This window comes from Plantibacter sp. Mn2098, assembly GCF_049319745.1.
Taxonomy (GTDB): domain Bacteria; phylum Actinomycetota; class Actinomycetes; order Actinomycetales; family Microbacteriaceae; genus Plantibacter.
Map to the genome: position 1 here is coordinate 180799 of NZ_JBMOUH010000006.1, position 18003 is coordinate 198801.

The 18003-nt window shown below is 68.9% G+C and carries 14 protein-coding genes and 1 pseudogene; 6 read left to right on the plus strand and 9 right to left on the minus strand.

The window, feature by feature from the left end; genetic code table 11:
• Positions 1-42 precede the first annotated feature (42 nt).
• The gene (locus ACL9RL_RS11005) at positions 43-1260 is read left to right on the plus strand and encodes an MFS transporter (protein ID WP_422780297.1); all 1218 of its coding nucleotides are present in this window, start codon (positions 43-45) and stop codon (positions 1258-1260) included.
• Positions 1261-1369: 109 nt separating this feature from the next.
• On the opposite strand, the gene ACL9RL_RS11010 is transcribed toward ACL9RL_RS11005, so the two are convergent.
• Positions 1370-2797 (minus strand): GmrSD restriction endonuclease domain-containing protein, encoded by a 1428-nt coding sequence (locus ACL9RL_RS11010; protein ID WP_422780404.1) that lies wholly within the window; start codon positions 2795-2797, stop codon positions 1370-1372.
• Between the two features lie 27 nt (positions 2798-2824).
• Positions 2825-2938, minus strand: a pseudogene (locus ACL9RL_RS11015) (DUF2510 domain-containing protein); the annotation flags it as partial.
• A 163-nt stretch (positions 2939-3101) separates the two neighbouring features.
• Between ACL9RL_RS11015 and ACL9RL_RS11020 the strand changes: the two are divergent.
• Positions 3102-3803 carry a TMEM175 family protein gene (locus tag ACL9RL_RS11020; protein WP_422780298.1) on the plus strand — a complete coding sequence of 234 codons (702 nt, stop codon included), beginning with the start codon at positions 3102-3104 and terminating at the stop codon, positions 3801-3803.
• A gap of 168 nt (positions 3804-3971) precedes the next feature.
• Here ACL9RL_RS11020 and ACL9RL_RS11025 read toward each other — a convergent pair whose 3' ends face one another.
• The 6 genes from ACL9RL_RS11025 to ACL9RL_RS11050 form a co-directional block, all read right to left on the minus strand.
• Entirely contained in the window at positions 3972-6425 is a 2454-nt protein-coding gene (locus tag ACL9RL_RS11025; protein ID WP_422780299.1) for an HAD-IC family P-type ATPase, read from the minus strand.
• A complete protein-coding gene (locus ACL9RL_RS11030) occupies positions 6413-7600 on the minus strand; it encodes an LCP family protein (RefSeq protein WP_422780300.1) in 1188 nt (395 codons plus the stop codon). The genes ACL9RL_RS11025 and ACL9RL_RS11030 overlap by 13 nt, the downstream gene beginning before the upstream one ends.
• 128 nt (positions 7601-7728) lie before the next feature.
• On the minus strand, positions 7729-8517 hold the full coding sequence (locus ACL9RL_RS11035; protein ID WP_422780301.1) for an NAD-dependent epimerase/dehydratase family protein: 789 nt from the start codon (positions 8515-8517) through the stop codon (positions 7729-7731).
• A 24-nt stretch (positions 8518-8541) separates the two neighbouring features.
• Positions 8542-9582, minus strand: a complete 1041-nt coding sequence (locus ACL9RL_RS11040; RefSeq protein ID WP_422780302.1) for an alpha/beta hydrolase — start codon at positions 9580-9582, stop codon at positions 8542-8544.
• 91 nt (positions 9583-9673) lie between these two features.
• A complete protein-coding gene (locus ACL9RL_RS11045; RefSeq protein WP_422780303.1) occupies positions 9674-10594 on the minus strand; it encodes a hypothetical protein in 921 nt (306 codons plus the stop codon).
• A 195-nt stretch (positions 10595-10789) separates the two neighbouring features.
• Positions 10790-11737, minus strand: a complete 948-nt coding sequence (locus ACL9RL_RS11050) for an alpha/beta fold hydrolase (protein ID WP_422780304.1) — start codon at positions 11735-11737, stop codon at positions 10790-10792.
• A gap of 171 nt (positions 11738-11908) precedes the next feature.
• Between ACL9RL_RS11050 and ACL9RL_RS11055 the strand changes: the two genes are divergently transcribed.
• From ACL9RL_RS11055 to ACL9RL_RS11070, 4 genes are all read left to right on the plus strand, one after another.
• Complete coding sequence (locus ACL9RL_RS11055; RefSeq protein WP_422780305.1) at positions 11909-12361, plus strand: MarR family winged helix-turn-helix transcriptional regulator; 453 nt, start codon at positions 11909-11911, stop codon at positions 12359-12361.
• Positions 12362-12474: 113 nt separating this feature from the next.
• Positions 12475-13779 (plus strand): MFS transporter, encoded by a 1305-nt coding sequence (locus ACL9RL_RS11060; RefSeq protein ID WP_422780306.1) that lies wholly within the window; start codon positions 12475-12477, stop codon positions 13777-13779.
• A gap of 148 nt (positions 13780-13927) precedes the next feature.
• Positions 13928-15739 (plus strand): DEAD/DEAH box helicase, encoded by a 1812-nt coding sequence (locus ACL9RL_RS11065; protein WP_422780307.1) that lies wholly within the window; start codon positions 13928-13930, stop codon positions 15737-15739.
• Between the two features lie 129 nt (positions 15740-15868).
• Positions 15869-16087, plus strand: coding sequence for a hypothetical protein (locus ACL9RL_RS11070; RefSeq protein ID WP_422780308.1), 219 nt, complete (start codon positions 15869-15871; stop codon positions 16085-16087).
• 99 nt (positions 16088-16186) lie between these two features.
• On the opposite strand, the gene ACL9RL_RS11075 is transcribed toward ACL9RL_RS11070, so the two are convergent.
• Positions 16187-17959, minus strand: a complete 1773-nt coding sequence (locus ACL9RL_RS11075) for a ParB-like protein (RefSeq protein WP_422780309.1) — start codon at positions 17957-17959, stop codon at positions 16187-16189.
• Between the last annotated feature and the right edge of the window lie 44 nt (positions 17960-18003).

Below are 18003 nucleotides of genomic sequence, written 5' to 3' on the forward strand. Positions count from 1 at the left end.
AAAAGTGTTCAAACTATTTTGAACAGTGCTATCGTCCATCGTATGAAGAATGTTGAACAATCGTACTCCGTCCGCGGACTGTATCCACGATTGGCCGTCCTCGCCGCCGGACTGTTCGTCGTCGGCACCAACGCCTTTGTCATCGCCGGCCTCCTGCCGTCGATCGCCGCATCGCTCGGCGTCCACACCAACGATGTCAGCTACTCGATCACCTTCTACTCCGTCGTTGTGGCGATCGCGGCTCCGGCAGTCTCCATCCTGCTCCCCCGCCTGTCGCGCACGACCCTGATGGCGGTCGGCATGGTGCTCGTCGCGATCGGAACCGTGATCGCCGCCGCATCGCCGACACTGCTCGTCTTCACCCTCGGACGCATCCTCGCCGCACTCGGCGGGGCGGCCATCGTGCCGGCGGCCACAGCGGCTGCCGCTGCCCTCGCCCCGGCTGAACGCCGCGGAAAGGCGATGGCGTTCGTCCTCATCGGCTTCGCGGGGGCGACAGCGTTCGGCGCCCCGCTCGGCACCGCGATCGCCGCCGTCGGCGGCTGGCGCGTACCGTTGTTCGCCCTCGCCGGCCTGGCCGTGCTCGTTGCGATCGCCGTGTCGCTGTTCGTGCGCCACGTCCCGCTCAGCCCGCCGGTCTCGATCGGCCGGCGCTTCGCCGTCCTCCGGGAGCCGCGCATCCTGCTGACCCTCGTCGCGACGACGCTCGTGGTCTGCGGCTTCAACACCGTCTACATCTTCAGCTCGACCGTGGCCGCGACGACGACCGGCGGCTCCGCATCGCTGCTCGCCCTGCTCCTGCTCGCGTTCGGCGTCGCCGGAATCGGCGGGAACCTCGCGGCCGGGCCCCTCATCGACCGCTTCGGCAACCGGCGGACGGCACTCGTCATCCACGCGTCACAGGTGGTGCTGCTCGTGGCACTGCCGTTCGTCGCGACCAATTTCGTCGAGACGTTCATCGTGTTCGCACTGTGGGGCCTGACCGCGAATGCGGCGCAACTGCCGATCCAGCATCGCCTGGTCGAGATCGACCCGGTGGCAGCGGGCATCACGCTGTCCTGGAATTCGACCGCGATGTACGCGGGCATCGCGCTGGCCCCACCGCTCGGAGCCGCCGCAGTGACGCTCGGAGGCGGCACCCTCGTCCCGATCTTCGGCGCCGCGGCGATCACGCTGGCGCTCATCGCGTTCCAGGTGGGTTCGCTGCCCGCCCGCGCGCCGCGCGCCGCGGCCGAACACGAGCGCTCCCTCGCCTCCTGACCCATCCCACTTCACCCCACCTCGCCGAGAAGCGGCGGGTTGTCGTTCCAGACGTTCCCGAACGACAACGCGCCTCCCCTCGGCAGGGGTTTGGCGGATGGGTGCGCCGCTAGTACCAGATGGCGACGCCGCCATGGTGCGAACAGGTGCCTCGGCGATGCGCGGAGTACGAGAGCGTGCCGTCGTTGCAGAGCGCGGTCGCACCGCCGCCCGACACCTCGTCGGGAGCCGCTGGAGGCGCGGGGGCCGGCTCGGGGTCAGGAGCCGGCGCCGGCTCCGGCTCTGGCGCCGGTGCGGGCTCGGGCACCACGACCGGCTCCGGCTTCGGCGGGGTGAACTGCGAGCTCACGGCCTGCTGATCCGGGCACCCGGCCAGGATGCCAGCGAGGGCGGTCTTCTCCGGCTGAGTCACCCACAACCCGTACGTGGCCTTCACACTGATCTGCCTCGCGGCGAAATCGCAGCGGAAGCCACTGTTCTTCGGCAGCCACGTCGCGGCGTCTCCCGCGCCCTTCTGCGTGTTCGAGGCCGCATCGACCGCGATGAGGTTGAGCGGATCGTTCGCAAGCGTGATCCGCTGCGCCTGGGTGAGCTGCTGCGCACCGGTCTGCCAGGCGTTCGACAGCGAGACGACATGGTCGATCTGGACGAGTGCTGAGGTGTCGTTGCCGCGGACGAAGCTCAGGCTCGTCCCGGTGTACGGATTCTGCAGCGTTCCGGCGGTGACCTTGCAGGCGCCGGCCTTCTGCGCATCGCCCAGGTCCCTCGCGAGGACGTCGTTGCGCGTGTCGCATCCGTTGCCGTCCACATCGAGCCATGCCTTGCCGAACTTCGCGGTGCGCTCGTACCCGGTCTTCGGCGCTTTACCCTTGACCGTCAAGGTGTCGAGCACCGCGAGGGCGGGGCCGGAGGTTGCGGCCGTGTCGGCAGCGACGACCGATGCGGTGATGCCGGCCGACTGCGCGACCTCGGGATCGAGGGGATCACCCGTCGGTGTGGGCGTCGGCGTCGGGGACGGGGTGCGGGTCGGCGTCGCGGTCGTGGTCGGTGTGGCGCTTGATCCAGAGAGGAACGGACGGGCGGCACTGGACGCGCTCGGTCCGGCCGTCGCGCTCGTGATGCTCACGCCCAGCACGAGGACGACGAGCGCACCGCCGACGACTCCGAGCGCGATGCCACGCGACGGAATGCCGAGCCACCCCGGTCGACGCGTGGCGAGCGTGAAGATGCCGGTGACGGCCGCGACGAGGCTGGCCATCATGAACAGCCCGCCGAGACCGCCGACGAGTGACATGGACAGCAGGATCAGGGTCAGTACGATGCCCAACCAGGTCGCGGGGCGGAAGCTCCGCACGATGGTGAGGAGCCGGTCGTTGAGCGACGGCTCGGCCGATGCGGTCGGCGGCGCAGGCGGAGCGGGTGCGGTCGGCGGAGCGGGTACGGCAGGCGGAGCGGCGGCTGGTGACGCTCGCCGGGCAAGCCACCGCCTCCAGCTCGGAGCAGGACCGGACACGGGAGCCGACACTGGAGCGGACACAGCACCAGCAAACGATGCTGCAGCGGGCACCGGGGCTGCGGACGCCGTCCAGGCAGCACCGTCCCACCACCGGACTTCGAGCGGGTTTTCTGGATTCGGGTACCAGCCGGGAGGCGGCGCAAGAGGATTCGGGTTTGTCATACGACTTTCTTTCACGGGTGCCTCCGAGCGTATCGGAGCAGCACCAGCACCCCGGACCAACCGCCCCGGACTGGGGGCACGATCCGCCGCAGCTCAAGCGATTCCGAGCAGCCGCATCGCCTCGATCTGACAGACTCGGGCCAGGACGAGGAAGGGCGACGACATGACGGATGCAGCAGCAGACGCCGACGCAGACGCAGCGACTGGCGTTTCGGAGGGCGGCTCCGCTCGGCAGCGCTCAACCGTCCAGGAAGGCGTCGGACGCCTCGTCGGGTTCACGGACGCCGTCGTCGCCATCGCGATCACGCTCATCGTCCTTCCGCTGGTTGATGCCGCCCGTTCGATCGGGAACCGTCCGGCGTCGGATTTCCTCGCGGAGAACGGTTTCAACCTCCTGGCTGCTGCACTGAGCTTCGTCGTGATCGCGACGTTCTGGAAGGATCACCACCGGCTGTATCGCCAGGTGACCGGGTCGACGAAGGCGCTCATCAATACCAATCTGCTCTGGCTCGCCGGCATCGTCTTCCTCCCGTTGCCGACGGTGCTCATCGTGAACTCCCCCGGCCACGACCCGGTCGCGGCCGGGCTCTACATCGGGACCATCCTCGTGACCGAGGTCGCGGTCCGGCTGCAGGAGGTCGTCATCGTCCGGGCCGGACTCGCCCCGGGAGAGGCGCTGCCGTCGCGAACGCTGTGGACCGACTGGATCGTCGTCGCGCTCACCTTCGTCGCCCTCGTCATCACACTGACCGTCCCGGCGACCGGCCTCTACCCGCTCCTGCTCGCGCTCTTGACACGACCGCTGCGCTGGCTGCTGCAACGGGCCTCGTCCGCCACCGCCGACCAGCGCACCGGCCTCCTCTAGCCTCGCCCCAGCCCCTCGCCCTCTCGACCCGCGCCCTTCGCCCTCTAGCCCTTCGCCGCACCACTGCTTCCACAATTCAGGAACGTCCACAGAATTCAGGAGGAATTGCGCCCGTACGCACCGGATTCGTCCTGAATCACGGAAAACTTCCTGAATTGTGAAGTGCGGTTAGGGGTGCGGGAGGTGCGAGGCGTGCGATTGGGAGCGTGGGCGTCTGCGCGCGAGGAACCACCAGGTCAGTTGCACCAGGACGATGCCGGCGACCGCAACTGCCAGTCCAATGAGCGTGAACTCGAGATTGCTGGGGTCGAGTTCGAACAGACGCTGGCCGAGCGGCGTCAGGAGCAACGCAGCCGGCCCACCGGCCATCACGATGACAAGAGCGACCTTCCATGGCGCAAACGGCCGGGCGACGACCCCGAGGATCCACAGCGCGATCACGAGGAGCGTGATGAGCGCCGTCGTCGAGGCCTGCACCTGCGAACCGCCGCCGACTCCCCGCTCGAACACGAGCAGGAACGAGGTGAGCGTCGCCGCCGCGACCCAGAAGCCGGCCGGCACCGCGAGCCGCAGCACCCGTGGCACGAATCCCGTCCGTGCGCGCTCCGTGTTCGGGGCGAGCGACAGCAGGAATGCCGGGATGCCGATCGTGAACCACGCGATGATCGTGATGTGCCGCGGCAGGAACGGGAACGGGACGGCGGCGATGACCGTGAAGAGCGCGAGCAGGACCGAATAGACGGTCTTCGTGAGGAACAGCGTCGAGACCCGCTCGATGTTCCCGATGACACGACGGCCTTCCGCGACGACGTGCGGCAGCGTCGCGAAGCTGTCGTCGAGGAGCACGATGCGCGACACCGCGCGGCTGGCGGGACTGCCGGACCCCATCGCGACCCCGACATCCGCGTCCTTCAACGCCAGCACGTCGTTCACGCCGTCGCCCGTCATCGCGACCGTGCGCCCCTGCGAGCGCAGTGACCGGACGAGCTGTCGCTTCTGCTCCGGACTCACCCGGCCGAACACGGCCGCGTCGGCCGCGATCCGGTCGAAGTCCTCGCCAGGCTCCGGCAGGCTCCTCGCATCGACGGGCGCTCCGACGCCCGCGATGCCGAGCGTCCTCGCGACCGCGCCGACGCTCGCCGCGTTGTCACCAGACACGACCTTCACCGCAACGTCCTGCTCCGCGAAGAAGTCGAGCGCACCCTGCGCCTCCGGCCGCACCCGCTGCTCGAGCACGATGATGGCGCGCGCGGCGATCCCTGCGGGCAGGCGGTCGACGGCGATGTCGGCGTCGCAGCGTGCGACGAGCAGCACACGCAGCCCGTCCGCACCGATCCGTTCCGCTTCGACGCGAACGGGGTCCCCTGACGGGAGCAGCACATCCGGTGCGCCGAGCACCCACGCGCCCGCCTCGCCAAGGTCCGCAGCGCACCACTTCCGTGCGGACGAGAACGGGATCGAGACGAGCGGGTGGAGCAGCGGCGCCGATGCTCCCCCGAGCCCGTCCAGGATCGCGACCATGCTCGCGTTGGGCTTCGACTCCGCCCTGCCCAACGCGATGAGCGCGGCTTCGGTGCCCGGATCAGGGACGACGGCGCGGAGTTCGGCGAGCGACATCCCGTTCTCGGTCAACGTCCCGGTCTTGTCGGTGCAGACGACGTCGACCCGTGCGAGCTCCTCGATCGCGGGGAGGTCCTGCACGAGCGCGTTCCGCCGACCCAACCGGATGACCCCGACCGCCATCGCGACGCTCGTCATCAGCACGAGCCCCTCCGGCACCATCGGGACGAGAGCCGCGACCATGCCGCGCAACGCCTCCGACAGGTCCTGGTGGTTGCGGAACAGCTGATTGACGATCGTCAGGATGCCGACCGGGATGAGGACCCACGTGATGATGCGCAGGATCTGGTTGATGCCGGTGCGCAGCTCCCCGGGCGACGGACGGAAACCACGCGCCTCGGCGGCGAGCTTCTGCGCGAACGACTCCGCCCCCAGCCGCTCGGCACGGTACGCGCCCGTCCCGGCGATCACGAAGCTGCCGGAGAGCACCTCGTCGCCGACGGCTTTCAGCACCGGGTCGCTCTCACCGGTGAGCATCGACTCGTCGACTTCGAGACTGGTTGTCGCAAGCACCGGCCCGTCGACCACGATCGTGTCGCCCGTGGACAGGAGGACGATGTCGTCGGCGACGATGTCTGCCGCCTCGACTCCCAGCGTCGCCCCGTCCCGCAGCACGATCGGATCTGACCGACCGACGATCGCGAGGCGGTCGAGGGTCCGTTTCGCCCGGATCTCCTGCACCATGCCGACGGCGCTGTTCACCACGATGAGTGCACCGAACAGCCCGTCGAGGTAGTGGCCGGTGGACATCACGATCGCGAAGAGGATCGCGTAGATCGCGTTGATGCGGGTGAACACGTTGGAGCGGACGATGTCCCAACCGGAGCGGCTCGTGGTGCGCTCGACGCGGTTCGTGCACCCGGCAGCGACCCGCTCGGCGACCTCGTTCGCCGTCAGACCGGTGAGACCGGTGAGCCCGGTCAGGCCAGTCAGGCCAGACGGGCCAGCCGGGCCGGCCTCGCCGGCACCTCCCGAACCGTCGGCGTCCCCTACTGCGCGCACGAGGTGTCCTTCGCCGTCTGTCCGCGCGCAGCATCCGGGAGCGCCACGGCGCTGGAAGTGCCCGATCTTGCCGGAGGGGTCTGCGGGACGCTCGGCTCCTCCAGAGCCGGCGCGTCCTCGTCCGGCGACTCCGGCACCGGCGCGTCGAAGGTCAACGGCAGATCCGCCCGCAGGGCCGCGAAGATCTGCTCGGAGGCGTCAGCGATGGGCTGCACCCGGTTGTCGTCCGCCCAATAGTCCTCGACCGGCAGCTGGATCAGCACCATCCGGTCGAGCTCGACCCCGGCGAGCGTCCCGGCGAGTCCGGCGAGCGCCGGAACGGAACCGAGCGCCTCATCGACCGTGATCGACTTCGACGCCGCGTCGGCGAGGTTGAACAGCGTCACGGGGTTACTGAGCGTCCCGGCGCTCTTCACCTTGCGGGCCAGCGCGGAGAGGAACGTCTGCTGCGCGGAGATCCGACCGAGGTCGCTGCCGTCCGCGAAGCCGTGCCGCGTGCGCAGGAAGGCGAGTGCCTGGGCGCCCTTGATCGAGTGCTCTCCAGCCGTCAACGAGAGCCCGGAGTAGGCGTCTTCGACATCGTCGACGACGCACACGTCGACGCCGCCGATGGCGTTGGTCACGTTGATGGCCGCGTCGAAGTCGACGACGATGAAGTGGCTGACGTCGAGGCCGGTGAAGTCGCGGATCGCGTCGAGCGAACAGTGCGGGCCGTGGTTGAGCGCACCGTTGATCTGGGCCTCGTCCTCGGCTTCGAAGACCTCGCCTTCGGCGTTCGTGCACTCGGGGATCGGCATCATCGTGTCGCGTGGGAAGCTCACGAGGGTCGCATCGTGGTGGTCGGCCGAGACGTGCAGGAGCATCATCACGTCGGAACGGGTGCCGGCCTCGTCCTGGCCGTAGTCGCCGGAGGTGAGCCCGTCCCGGGTGTCGGATCCCATGATGAGGAGGTTGACCGGACCACTCCAGTCCGGGCCGTCGACCGGGCCGGACTGACCGGGCCTGGCGACGACGTTGTCGGAGATGTTCCCAACGACCTTGAGGTAGGTGTTGGCGACGAACACGATGGTCGCGACGATGGAGGCGACCGCGAGAACCGCGAGCCCTGCCACGATGCGGCGCCGGCGGAAGCGTCGCTTGCGGACCGCTGCTTGAGCGACGTCCTGGCGCGTCATCGTCGGTTCGGTCCGGCTCGATCCGGGCTGGTTCGGTCGGCGCACAGGGGCCCTTTCAGGTCGATCGCGTCTCACGGCGGCACTCGGCGACCGTTCCGGAAGCCTACCCGACCCGGATTGCAGGAACCTCAGCGACGCATGCGTTCCAAGGAATACTCAGCGCTCGCGTACACGCCGCCCTGCATCGACCCCGTCGGCATCCGGCCGAGATCGCCGAATGCGGCGGCGTCGTCCTCTGGCGTGTACCCGATCCGCTCGCCGGCTTCGAGGTCCCACCAGCGGTCCGTGTTGCGGGAGACCGCGTAGAACACCGCGGTGTGCGCATCCGTCGCCATCGCGGCGTCGAAGGCTCGCATCGCGTCCGCGTGGCTCAGCCAGGTGTGCGATTCACGCGCCGACGTCGGACGCTCCTCGTAGCTGCCGATCCGGATGCTGACCGTGCTCAACCCGAAGGTGTCCGCATACAACTGGCAGAGCGCCTCCCCTGCCACCTTGGACACGCCGTAGAACCCGTCCGGGCGCGGCGGCATCGTCGGGTCGACGACGACCGATGCCGGATACGCGCCCGTGAGGCGGTTGCTGCTCGCGAAGACGACGCGTGCGGCGCCGGCTCGGCGGGCGGCTTCGAGCACGTGGTACGTCCCGACGATGTTCACCTCCGCGAGGTCTTGGAAGTCCGCTTCGTCGGCGAGCCCGCCGAGGTGGAGGACCCCCGTGACGCCCTCGAACGCCGCCGTCAGCGCTTCGAGGTCGCGGACGTCCACCCGCATGACCTCGTCCGTGGCCGAGACGGGCTCGGCGTCGATGATGTCGAGCGAGCGCAGTCGGATCCCCCGGCCGGCGAGGTGCGCACGCAGCGCCTGGCCGATGGTGCCCGCCGCGCCGGTCACACACCATCGTGCGTCGTCAGTGTCCATGGGACGACCCTAGGGCAGCGCGCCTCACTGCGCGACGAGCGCCTGCTGCAACACGTCCACCGCGGAGCCGAGCGCGATCGAGCTCGTGCGGCCGACGCCCGTCGAATTCACGAACGCGTGGATGTGTCCCCGCTCCACCTGGAGCGTCACGAGGACGCCGGCGCGGCGGAGGCGTTCCGCGTAGGCGATGCCCTCGTCGCGCAGGACGTCGAATCCGGAGACGGCGACGTGCGCGGGCGGCAGTCGGTGCAGCGATTCCGCGAGCAGGGGCGACACCCGCGGATCGGTCGGAGGCGTCTCGCCGAGGTAATCCACGCGATACCAGTCCATCTGCTTCTCGGTCAGGAAGTACCCGTCGGAGAACAATTCGTAGGAGCGATGCTTCGTGCTCAGATCGGTGACGGGGAAGAAGAGCAACTGGAAGTCCGGACCTCCGGCTGCATCGTCGACCGTCTCGGTGCAGACCACGGTCGCGAGATTGCCACCGGCGCTGTCACCGGCGACCGCGACCCTGGCAGCGGCGCCCCAGCGCTCCCCTGCTGTGTCCCTGACCCAACGGAACGCATCCACCGCATCGGTCAGCCCTGCGGGGAACGGATGCTCCGGCGCGAGTCGATAGCCCACGGCGACCACCAGCAGATTTGTGCGTTCTGCGATGAACCGGCACACGGAATCGGCGCTCTCCAGGCTGCCGACGACCCAGCCTCCGCCGTGGAAGTAGACGACGGACCCCTCGACGGGCGCGGCCGGGTCCCCGAGATAGGCACGCGCCGGAATGTCGCCGTAGGCACCCGGGATCACGATGTCCTCGACCAGGCCGACCACCGGTTTCGACCCGAAGATGCGCGCCTCCGCATCCACTTGTGCCCGTGCCTGATCGATCGGCAGATCCTCGAAGCTCGAACCGGGCAGTGCGTTCAGCAGACGCAGCGCCATCTGGACCTCGGTCGAGAGCCGTTGGCCGTCGATGTCGACGGGTGGGCCTGCGATGAACCGTTGCAACCGCTCCGGCGCGGCCCCGAGCGCCCTGATGAACCCGCGGGTCAGGCTTTCCTGCACTGGCATCGTCGTTTGGTCCTCCTTGACCGAGCGACGACCGCGGTTCATCCCGCAGCCGATGCTCCCGACCATACCGGGTCGAACGCCCCACTGGCCATCACCCGAGCAGCGCGTGCTCCAGGACGGATCCGGCCGGGACCATGACCTCGACGAGCGCCGAGCCGATCCTGATGACGATGACGTCGACACCCTCGTAGTCGCGATGCGGGTGCATCGTGATCTCGTCGATCAACCCGACTGGGAGGATCGTGTGCGCGCGGGAGAGCACCGGCGCCCCTCCGCGCACGAGCCAGTCGTTGCGGGAGAACACGTGCAGTTCCGCCTCGGACCTGCAGATGAGCGCGCCGTGGAGCGTCATCGGGTACACCGCGTGGAGGGCTTTCGAGACGATGCCGCCTCGGGGAGTGAGTCTGGTCCGGCCGTTCGCGGCGAGCAGCCACACACCGAGCTCGCGGCGCGCGAGATCGCGGAACGAGGTGACGAAGCCGACGTCGTGCTTCCCGAGGTCGTCGAGCTCGAGCGGCGCGGGTGGTGTGGCGAGCCGGGTCTGCCGCGGCAGCCTGGCGGACGGCCGCGGCGGGTCGGTGACGGCCGGCGATGCGGAACGGAGGATCTCGACGAGTCCGATCATCGTGCGCTCCGACGCACCGCTGTACCTGATCTCGACCATGGCGCCGTCGATCGTCTGCAGCCGGAGCTTCGCATCCAGGAGGTTCACCCGGTTGGAGATGGCGGCGATCCGGTCGTATCTGACGGACGACTCGGTGAACCTCGCCCCCACTCGGGTGAGCACCGTCAGCCGGTCCGTCCCGGCGATGAGCAGCGCGTCGTAGAGGTCCATCGTCGGCGACGCGTCGCGGCGGCTGATGTCGCGCGGCACTTTGAGCACGAGTCTGCTCGCGGGGAAGTCGATGGGATACCTCGCGTACAGACGTGGGACGTCATCCGGGCCGAGCACCTGGTCGACCCACGGACCGAACGCGTCGAACTCCGCCGTGCTCGCGAATTCTGCGCCCATCTCCACCCGGCTCCCCGTCGACGGATCCCTGCCAGGACACCCGTCCGGGCCCGTGTGACGAACCCGGGCGTCGCATCACGCTGATGCCCGTGTCCTCATCTGGGGTCGAGCCTACGCCCGAGTCGCGCGCACGTCTCCCCTGCGGTCGACGCCGGACCGGGCGCACCGTGCACTGCCCCGGTCAGCGCTGTAACCTCACCACACCGCACGCACGGCGGCGAGGACGGCCTCCGGACGCTCGACGGCCGCGAAATGCCCGACGCCGGCCACCTTGACCTCGGCGAAGTCCGGGATGAGCGCTGCGAACGCCGCGCCGTCGCCCGGTCCGACGAACACGTCACGGTCGCCGTGGAGCGCTCTGACGGGACTCACGATACGGGACCAGCGCCGTTCGTCGTAAGCCGCCGCAGCCCGGCAGGCGAGCACGAACGAGGCCGGCCTGACCTCGTCGGCGAGCGCCGCGACGACGGAGTCGTCGACCGCACGCGCCGACGCGAACACGGGTGAGGCCAACCATCGCAGCACGCCCTCGCCGTGCAGCCAGCGCAGGACGGCCCTCGCCGATGGACCGAGCACGGACAGCGTGCGCATGGCGAGCAGCATGCCGGCGAACCATGGCAGCTTCACCCCGCCGCCGAACGGGTGCCGCACGGCGTCGAGGATCGCACGCCCCGTCCCGGACACGAGGTCGACGGAGAGGGTCTGCTCCGGGGTGTTCGCTGCGAGGTCGAGCGCGATGAAGCCGCCGAGGGAGTGCCCGATGACGTGCCATTCGCTGTAGCCGAGCGCTCTCGCGACGTCTTCGACGGCTTCGCTCATCATGGCGACGGTGATGGGCGGCTCAGCCTGCCCGCCCGCCTCGTCCCGGCGCTCGGGAAGCGGAGACTCCCCCCAGCCGGGCAGATCGACGGCGACGACGTCCGTGAGCGGCGTGCCGGCGGCATCGGCCGTGGCCAACAGGGGTGTCCATGTGGTCCAGGAGCCGGCCGCGCCGTGCAGCAGGATCGTCGCCGGCCCGCCCCGCTCCCGACCGACCCTCGCCACAACGGGTCCGATCCGCGTCGGGACCACCACGCGCCAGAGTCCGAGCCTGGCGCCGTCCGTCTCGATGCGTTGCCTGGTGCTCGGTGCAGTCGTCGTCATGCAGCGTGTTCGGAGCCCTCCGCCGGATGGACCGCTGTTTTCAGGAAGATCTCGGGTTCATCCGTCCTCGCGCTCCGACCCCAAGGTCCGCACGTTCAGCGCACACTAAGTCGTCAGGCAAACTAACAAGTTTTTCTTGCAAGAAGAACTGTCCATTTGTAGAGTCGAAGTATGGAACGCACGATCGACCCCACGATGCTGCTCGCCGCACAACGACTCAGGCTCAACACCGATCGTCTGCGTCGCATCGTTCGCAAGGCAGGCGTCTTCGAGGGGCTGTCGCGTTCCCAGGAGTCGGTCCTCAGCCTCCTCGACCGACAGGGGCCGCTCAGTACGGCCGACCTCGCCCGTCGCGAGCCGCTCCGGCCGCAGTCGATGGGCACGATCGTCGCCGACCTCATCGCGAAGGAGTTCGTGGAGAAGCGCCCGGATCCGAACGACGGGCGGCGTGTGCTCGTGACCCTCACCGATGCCGGCCGCACGATCATCGCCGAGGTCAGCCGCACGAGGGACTCCGATCTCGCAGCGCTCCTCACGGCGTCGCTCACCCCGGACGAGCAGTCGACGCTGACCACGGCGATCGGCCTGCTCGAACGCCTCACGATCGATACCGACGCCAGATGACCGACGCCCGCCGTCCAGACGACTCACGCCGCCCGCACGCCGCAACCGGATTCGGTGGCCGGTTCGCGGCCCCCGTCCTCATCGGGCCGGCGCTCAACCCGATCAACACGACCATGATCTCGGTCGCGTTGACCCCCATCGCGCACGCCGTCGGGGTGTCGGCGGCCACGGTCATCTGGCTCGTCGCCGGACTCTACCTCGTGAGCGCCGTGAGCCAACCGGCGATGGGCAAGCTCGCCGATGCCTTCGGCCCGCGCCGCATCTATCTGGCCGGTCTCGCGATCGTCGCCGTCGCAGGCGTTGTGCCGTTGCTCTTCCCGACCTTCGCCGGCGTCCTCGCCGCGCGCCTCCTCCTCGGGCTCGGCACCTCGGCCGCGTATCCGTCCGCGATGACGCTCATCAGCGACCAGTCGAAGCGACTCGATCGCGATCCACCGCAGATCCTCCTGTCCGGCCTGTCGATCTCCTCGCTCGTGACGGCGTCGATCGGCCCGGTGCTCGGCGGAGTGCTCATCGAGTCGTTCGGCTGGCAGTCGATCTTCCTCGTGAACGTCCCCCTCGCACTGACCGCATTCGTGCTCGCATGGTTCTGGCTCCCGGCGGACGACACGCGGGTCTCTGCCGCAGGCGGCGACCGGGCGCGCACCGGGTCCGCGTGGCGCGCCATCGACCCGGTCGGCCTCGTCCTGTTCGCCCTCACGATCGTGACGACCCTGCTATTCCTGCTGGACCTCCGGTCCGGCCTGTACTGGCTCATCCCGATCGCCGTCGCCTCGCTCATCACGCTGATCTGGTGGGAGCGTCGTGTCCCGCTGCCGTTCATCGACGTCCGGATGCTCGCACGCAACGGCCCGTTGTCTCGCACGTACCTGCGGTTGATGCTCGTGTACACCGCCGCCTACCTCGTGGTGTACGGCATGAGCCAGTGGTTGCAGAGCGTCGTCGGGCTGGACAGTTCGGCGGCCGGGCTCGCACAATTGCCTGCCGCGGTCATCGCCGGCATCGCGTCGACGCTCGTCGCACGGACCAAGGTCGTGCGGATCCCGTTGCTCATCTCGGCGAGCGCCCCGCTCGTCGGCGGTCTGCTCATCGCATTCCTCACCTCGACGAGTCCGATGTGGTTCATCCTGATCACGATCGCGCTCTTCGGCATCCCGCAGGGGCTCTCGTCCATCTCCAACCAGGCGGCGCTCTACCGTCAGGCGCCGAAGGACCAGATCGGTGTCGCCGCCGGCCTGTCGAGGACGTCCGTGCAGCTCGGCGCCATCGTTGCCTCGAGCATCATCGGCCTCGTGTTCGGGCAGGAACCGACCGATGCCGGCATCAACACGATCGGCTGGATCGTCTTCGGGCTCGCGGCGGCCGCCGTCACCCTCACCGCACTGGACCGTTCCCTCCGATCCGCTGCGCGGCCCTGATCTCACGGTCGTCACGCCCGCGATCCCGCCGTTTGCCGGACCAGCCGAACGCCGAATGCGCATCACGGCCGACACCCACGTCTTCCAGAAAACTCACGATTTGAGGGTTGTGACTCGCGCGGTCAGCCTGACAGACTACCGTTGGAGTATGACGCCTCCTGATACGACAGTCCCGGCCGAGGCAGACACTGCCCCTGAAACGCCGCTCTTCACCGAACTCGGCCTCGACGACGCAGTGCTCAAAGCACTCAAGGACGTCGGCTACGAAAAGCCCTCGGCCATCCAGGCCGCCACCATTCCCCCACTCCTCGCCGGTCGCGACGTCGTCGGCCTCGCCCAGACCGGCACCGGCAAGACCGCCGCGTTCGCCCTGCCGATCCTCTCGCGCATCGACCTCTCGCAGAAGAACCCGCAGGCGCTTGTGCTCGCTCCGACGCGTGAACTCGCCCTCCAGGTCTGCGAGGCGTTCGAGAAGTACGCGTCGCACCTGCGCGGCGTGCACGTCCTGCCCGTCTACGGCGGCCAGGGCTACGGCATCCAGTTGTCCGCGCTGCGTCGCGGCGTCCACATCGTCGTCGGCACGCCGGGCCGCATCATGGACCACCTGGAGAAGGGCACGCTCGACCTCTCCGAGCTCAAGTACCTCGTGCTCGACGAGGCCGACGAGATGCTCAAGATGGGCTTCGCCGAGGACGTCGAGACGATCCTCGCCGACACCCCGGACGACAAGCAGGTGGCCCTGTTCTCCGCCACGATGCCGGCTTCGATCCGCCGCATCTCCGCGAAGTACCTGCACGACCCGGAAGAGATCACGGTCAAGAACAAGACCACGACCTCCGCCAACATCTCGCAGCGGTACCTCATGGTGTCGTACCCGCAGAAGGTCGATGCGCTGAACCGCATCCTCGAAGTCGAGAACTTCGAGGGCATGATCGTCTTCGTTCGCACGAAGAACGAGACGGAGACCCTCGCAGAGAAGCTGCGTGCGCGCGGCTACTCCGCCGCAGCCATCAACGGCGACGTCGCCCAGGTGCAGCGCGAGCGCACGGTCAACCAGTTGAAGTCGGGCAAGCTCGACATCCTGGTCGCCACCGATGTCGCCGCGCGCGGTCTCGACGTCGACCGCATCAGCCACGTCGTCAACTACGACATCCCGATCGACACCGAGTCCTACGTGCACCGCATCGGCCGCACGGGCCGCGCCGGTCGCAGCGGTGCGGCGATCAGCTTCGTCACCCCGCGTGAGCGTCACCTCCTGAAGGCGATCGAGCGCGCAACGCGTCAGCCACTCGAGCAGATGCAGCTGCCGAGCGTCGACGACGTCAACGCCACGCGTCTGACACGCTTCGACGATGCGATCACCGAGGCGCTCAGCCAGACCGAGCGCATCGAGTCCTTCCGCGATGTCATCGGCCACTACGTCGCGCACCACGACGTCCCGGAGGCCGATGTCGCCGCTGCTCTCGCCGTCGTCGCCCAGGGCGAGACGCCGCTGCTGCTCTCCCCGGAGGACGAGCGTGCGCAGCGTCGTGAGCGCGAGGAGCGCGAGCGGGCGGAGCGTCCGGCCCGCAGCGAACGTGGTGCTGGCGATCGTTGGGACCGCCCGGACCGTGACCGCGGCGACCGCGGCGGCCGGACCGAGCGTCCGGAGCGTCGTTCACGCCCGAGCGGCGCGATGGCGTCCTACCGCATCGCGGTCGGCAAGCGTCAGAAGGTCGAACCGCGTCAGATCGTCGGCGCCCTCGCCAACGAAGGCGGCCTGAGCCGTGAGGACTTCGGCGCCATCCAGATCCGCCCGGACTTCTCGCTCGTCGAGCTTCCGGCGAACCTGTCGGAGGATGTCCTGTCCAAGCTCGAGAACACGCGCATCGGCGGCAAGCTCATCGAGATGCGTCCGGACCGTGGCGGCCCCCGCCGCGAGGACCGCGACGACCGCCCGCCGCGGAAGCCGCGCTACTAGCCAGCAGCTGCGTTCTCTACGACGACCGTCGGGCATCATGCCCGGCGGTCGTTGTCGTCCCCTCCCCCGATCCCCCAAACGCTGAGCGCATGCTGTCGCATTCGACGCCCGCTTGCTAGGTTCGAAGGCATGGACCGCCGCGAAGAAGCGAACGAAAGCCTGCCAGGACCGCCAGCCGTCGAGACCGAACCAGAGTTCCAGCCGCTCGTCCCCGGGCTCGAACGCGTCTCGCACGATGCGTTCCGCAAGGGGACGTTCAGTCGTCGCAGGATCGTGCGGGCCGCCATCGTCTTCGTCGTCGCGCTCGTCATCATCGGCGCCGTCGTCTGGTTCGCCCGGCCGATGTGACGCTGGCGCTCCCCCATCGGAGCGCAGCACCTGGACCAACGACGACGTGCCCGCCGACCTGATGGTCGACGAGCACGTCCGCGTTGTGTGCGGCCGGGATCAGCGCTCTGCGCGGTCCCGGCGACGCAGCACCACAACGGTGCCTGCACCGGCGACGAGGAACGCGAGCGCGATCCAGATCAGCCCGCCGCCGTCGAAGCCGGTCGACGCGAGACCGGCCTGCACACCGGAGCCGGCGGCAGGGGAAGCCGACGGAGTCGGGGTCGGGGTCGCAGGATCGGTCGGCGCGGCAGCCACGGAGATCTCAGCGCTCGAAACCTCGGTGCCGTTGATCAGGACGACGATGGAGTGCGTGCCCGCCGGAGTCGCGGCCGGGATCTTCGCCTTGAGCGTGAACGCGCCCTTCTCATCGGTGTCGACCGTACCGAGGCTCTGCGGCGCAGAGTGGATCTCGACGGCGAACCCGTTGGTCGAGGCGGCGAATCCGGTGCCCTCGATCGTGATGGAACCGCCGGCCCGCAGCGAACCGGTCACCTGGACCGACCCCTTGACCGTTCCCGGGTCCACCGGAGCAGGCGGGACGACGACCTGTGCGGACGCCGGCGAGGCGACGGAGGTGCCGATGGCGTTGGTCGCGGTGACCGTCGCCGAGTACGACCCTGCAGCGAGACCCGTGAAGGTGTAGCTCGTGGTGTTGCCGGGGACGGAGACCGGCGTGCCACCGTTGAGGGAGACGCCGTAGCCCGAGATCGCGGCTCCGCCGTTGGCCGGAGCCACCCAGGTGACGGTGACGTCCGAGCCCTGGACTGCTGCGGTCGGCGCAGCCGGTGTGGCCGGGGCGGTCGGGGCCGGCAGGGTCGCCTTGTACGCGAGCGCGTAGGCGAGCTTGCCCGGCTTGGCCTCGGAGTACGGCACGGAGAGCTTCGCGAACTCGCCCTTGTTGACGGCCTTGCCGTCGTTCCACGAGGTGAGGGCGCCGAGCTGATCGGCCGTGAACCCGCTGTCGATGACGGTGTCGCGGGCGATCGACGTCTGCTTCTCGGTCATCGCCTTGACGGTCGCGAGGTAGCTGGCGAGGTTGTTGGCGTCCCAGGTGCTGAGGTCGATCGGCTTCGCGTCGCGGATCCACGATCCCCAGTAGAACTCCTGGAACGGCAGGCTGCCGGCGCTGTAGCCGATGTCACGGCCGAAGTAGAGGAGGCTCCGGTACTGGTCGTTCTGGAAGTTCGCAAGGCCAACGCTCTTCGGCAGCTGAGCTGGCGTGATCGCCTTGCCGTCGACATCGCGCAGCCAGTCCCACTTGTTCGTGGCCATGGCATCCCAGAACGCCGTGTCGCTGAGGGTGCTCAGGTTGCCGAGGACGCGCAGACGGACGTGCATGTTTGGGCCGCCGTCCGGCGTCTCGTAGAAGGACGTGAGCGTGTGGTGGCCGTCCGTCAGGTACAGCTTCCCGCCCGGGCCGATCACGACGGTCTTCATCGGTGCGATGCTGTCGGGCGTCTCGGAGCCGACGGCGACCTTGCAGGTGAAGGAGCTGGGGTCGGCGAGCGTCGACGCGGGGGTCGCGGTCTTCGCTTCGACCTGACCGTTGGCCTCGCACCAGTCGTCGAACTTCTTGTTGATCGCGTCCTTGCCGAGCGTGTATCGGCCGAGCTTGTAGTAGACCTCGTCGTAGCCGAGGGAGGGCTGCGTCGGAAGGACGTCGCCGATGCGCACGTCGACGAGGTCGCCGACCTTCGCGTTGAGGTAGTCGGGGGTCGGGGTCGACGGTGCGGCCTGGGCGATCCCGGCCGATGCGAGCGTTGCGCCCGCGATGGCCGTCACGAGCAGGACGGACATCGTCGCCCGTCGTGCGGAGGAGAGAAGCTTCACGAATGTTCCTTCACGAGTCTGGGCAGGGAAGTGCCTCCCAGATC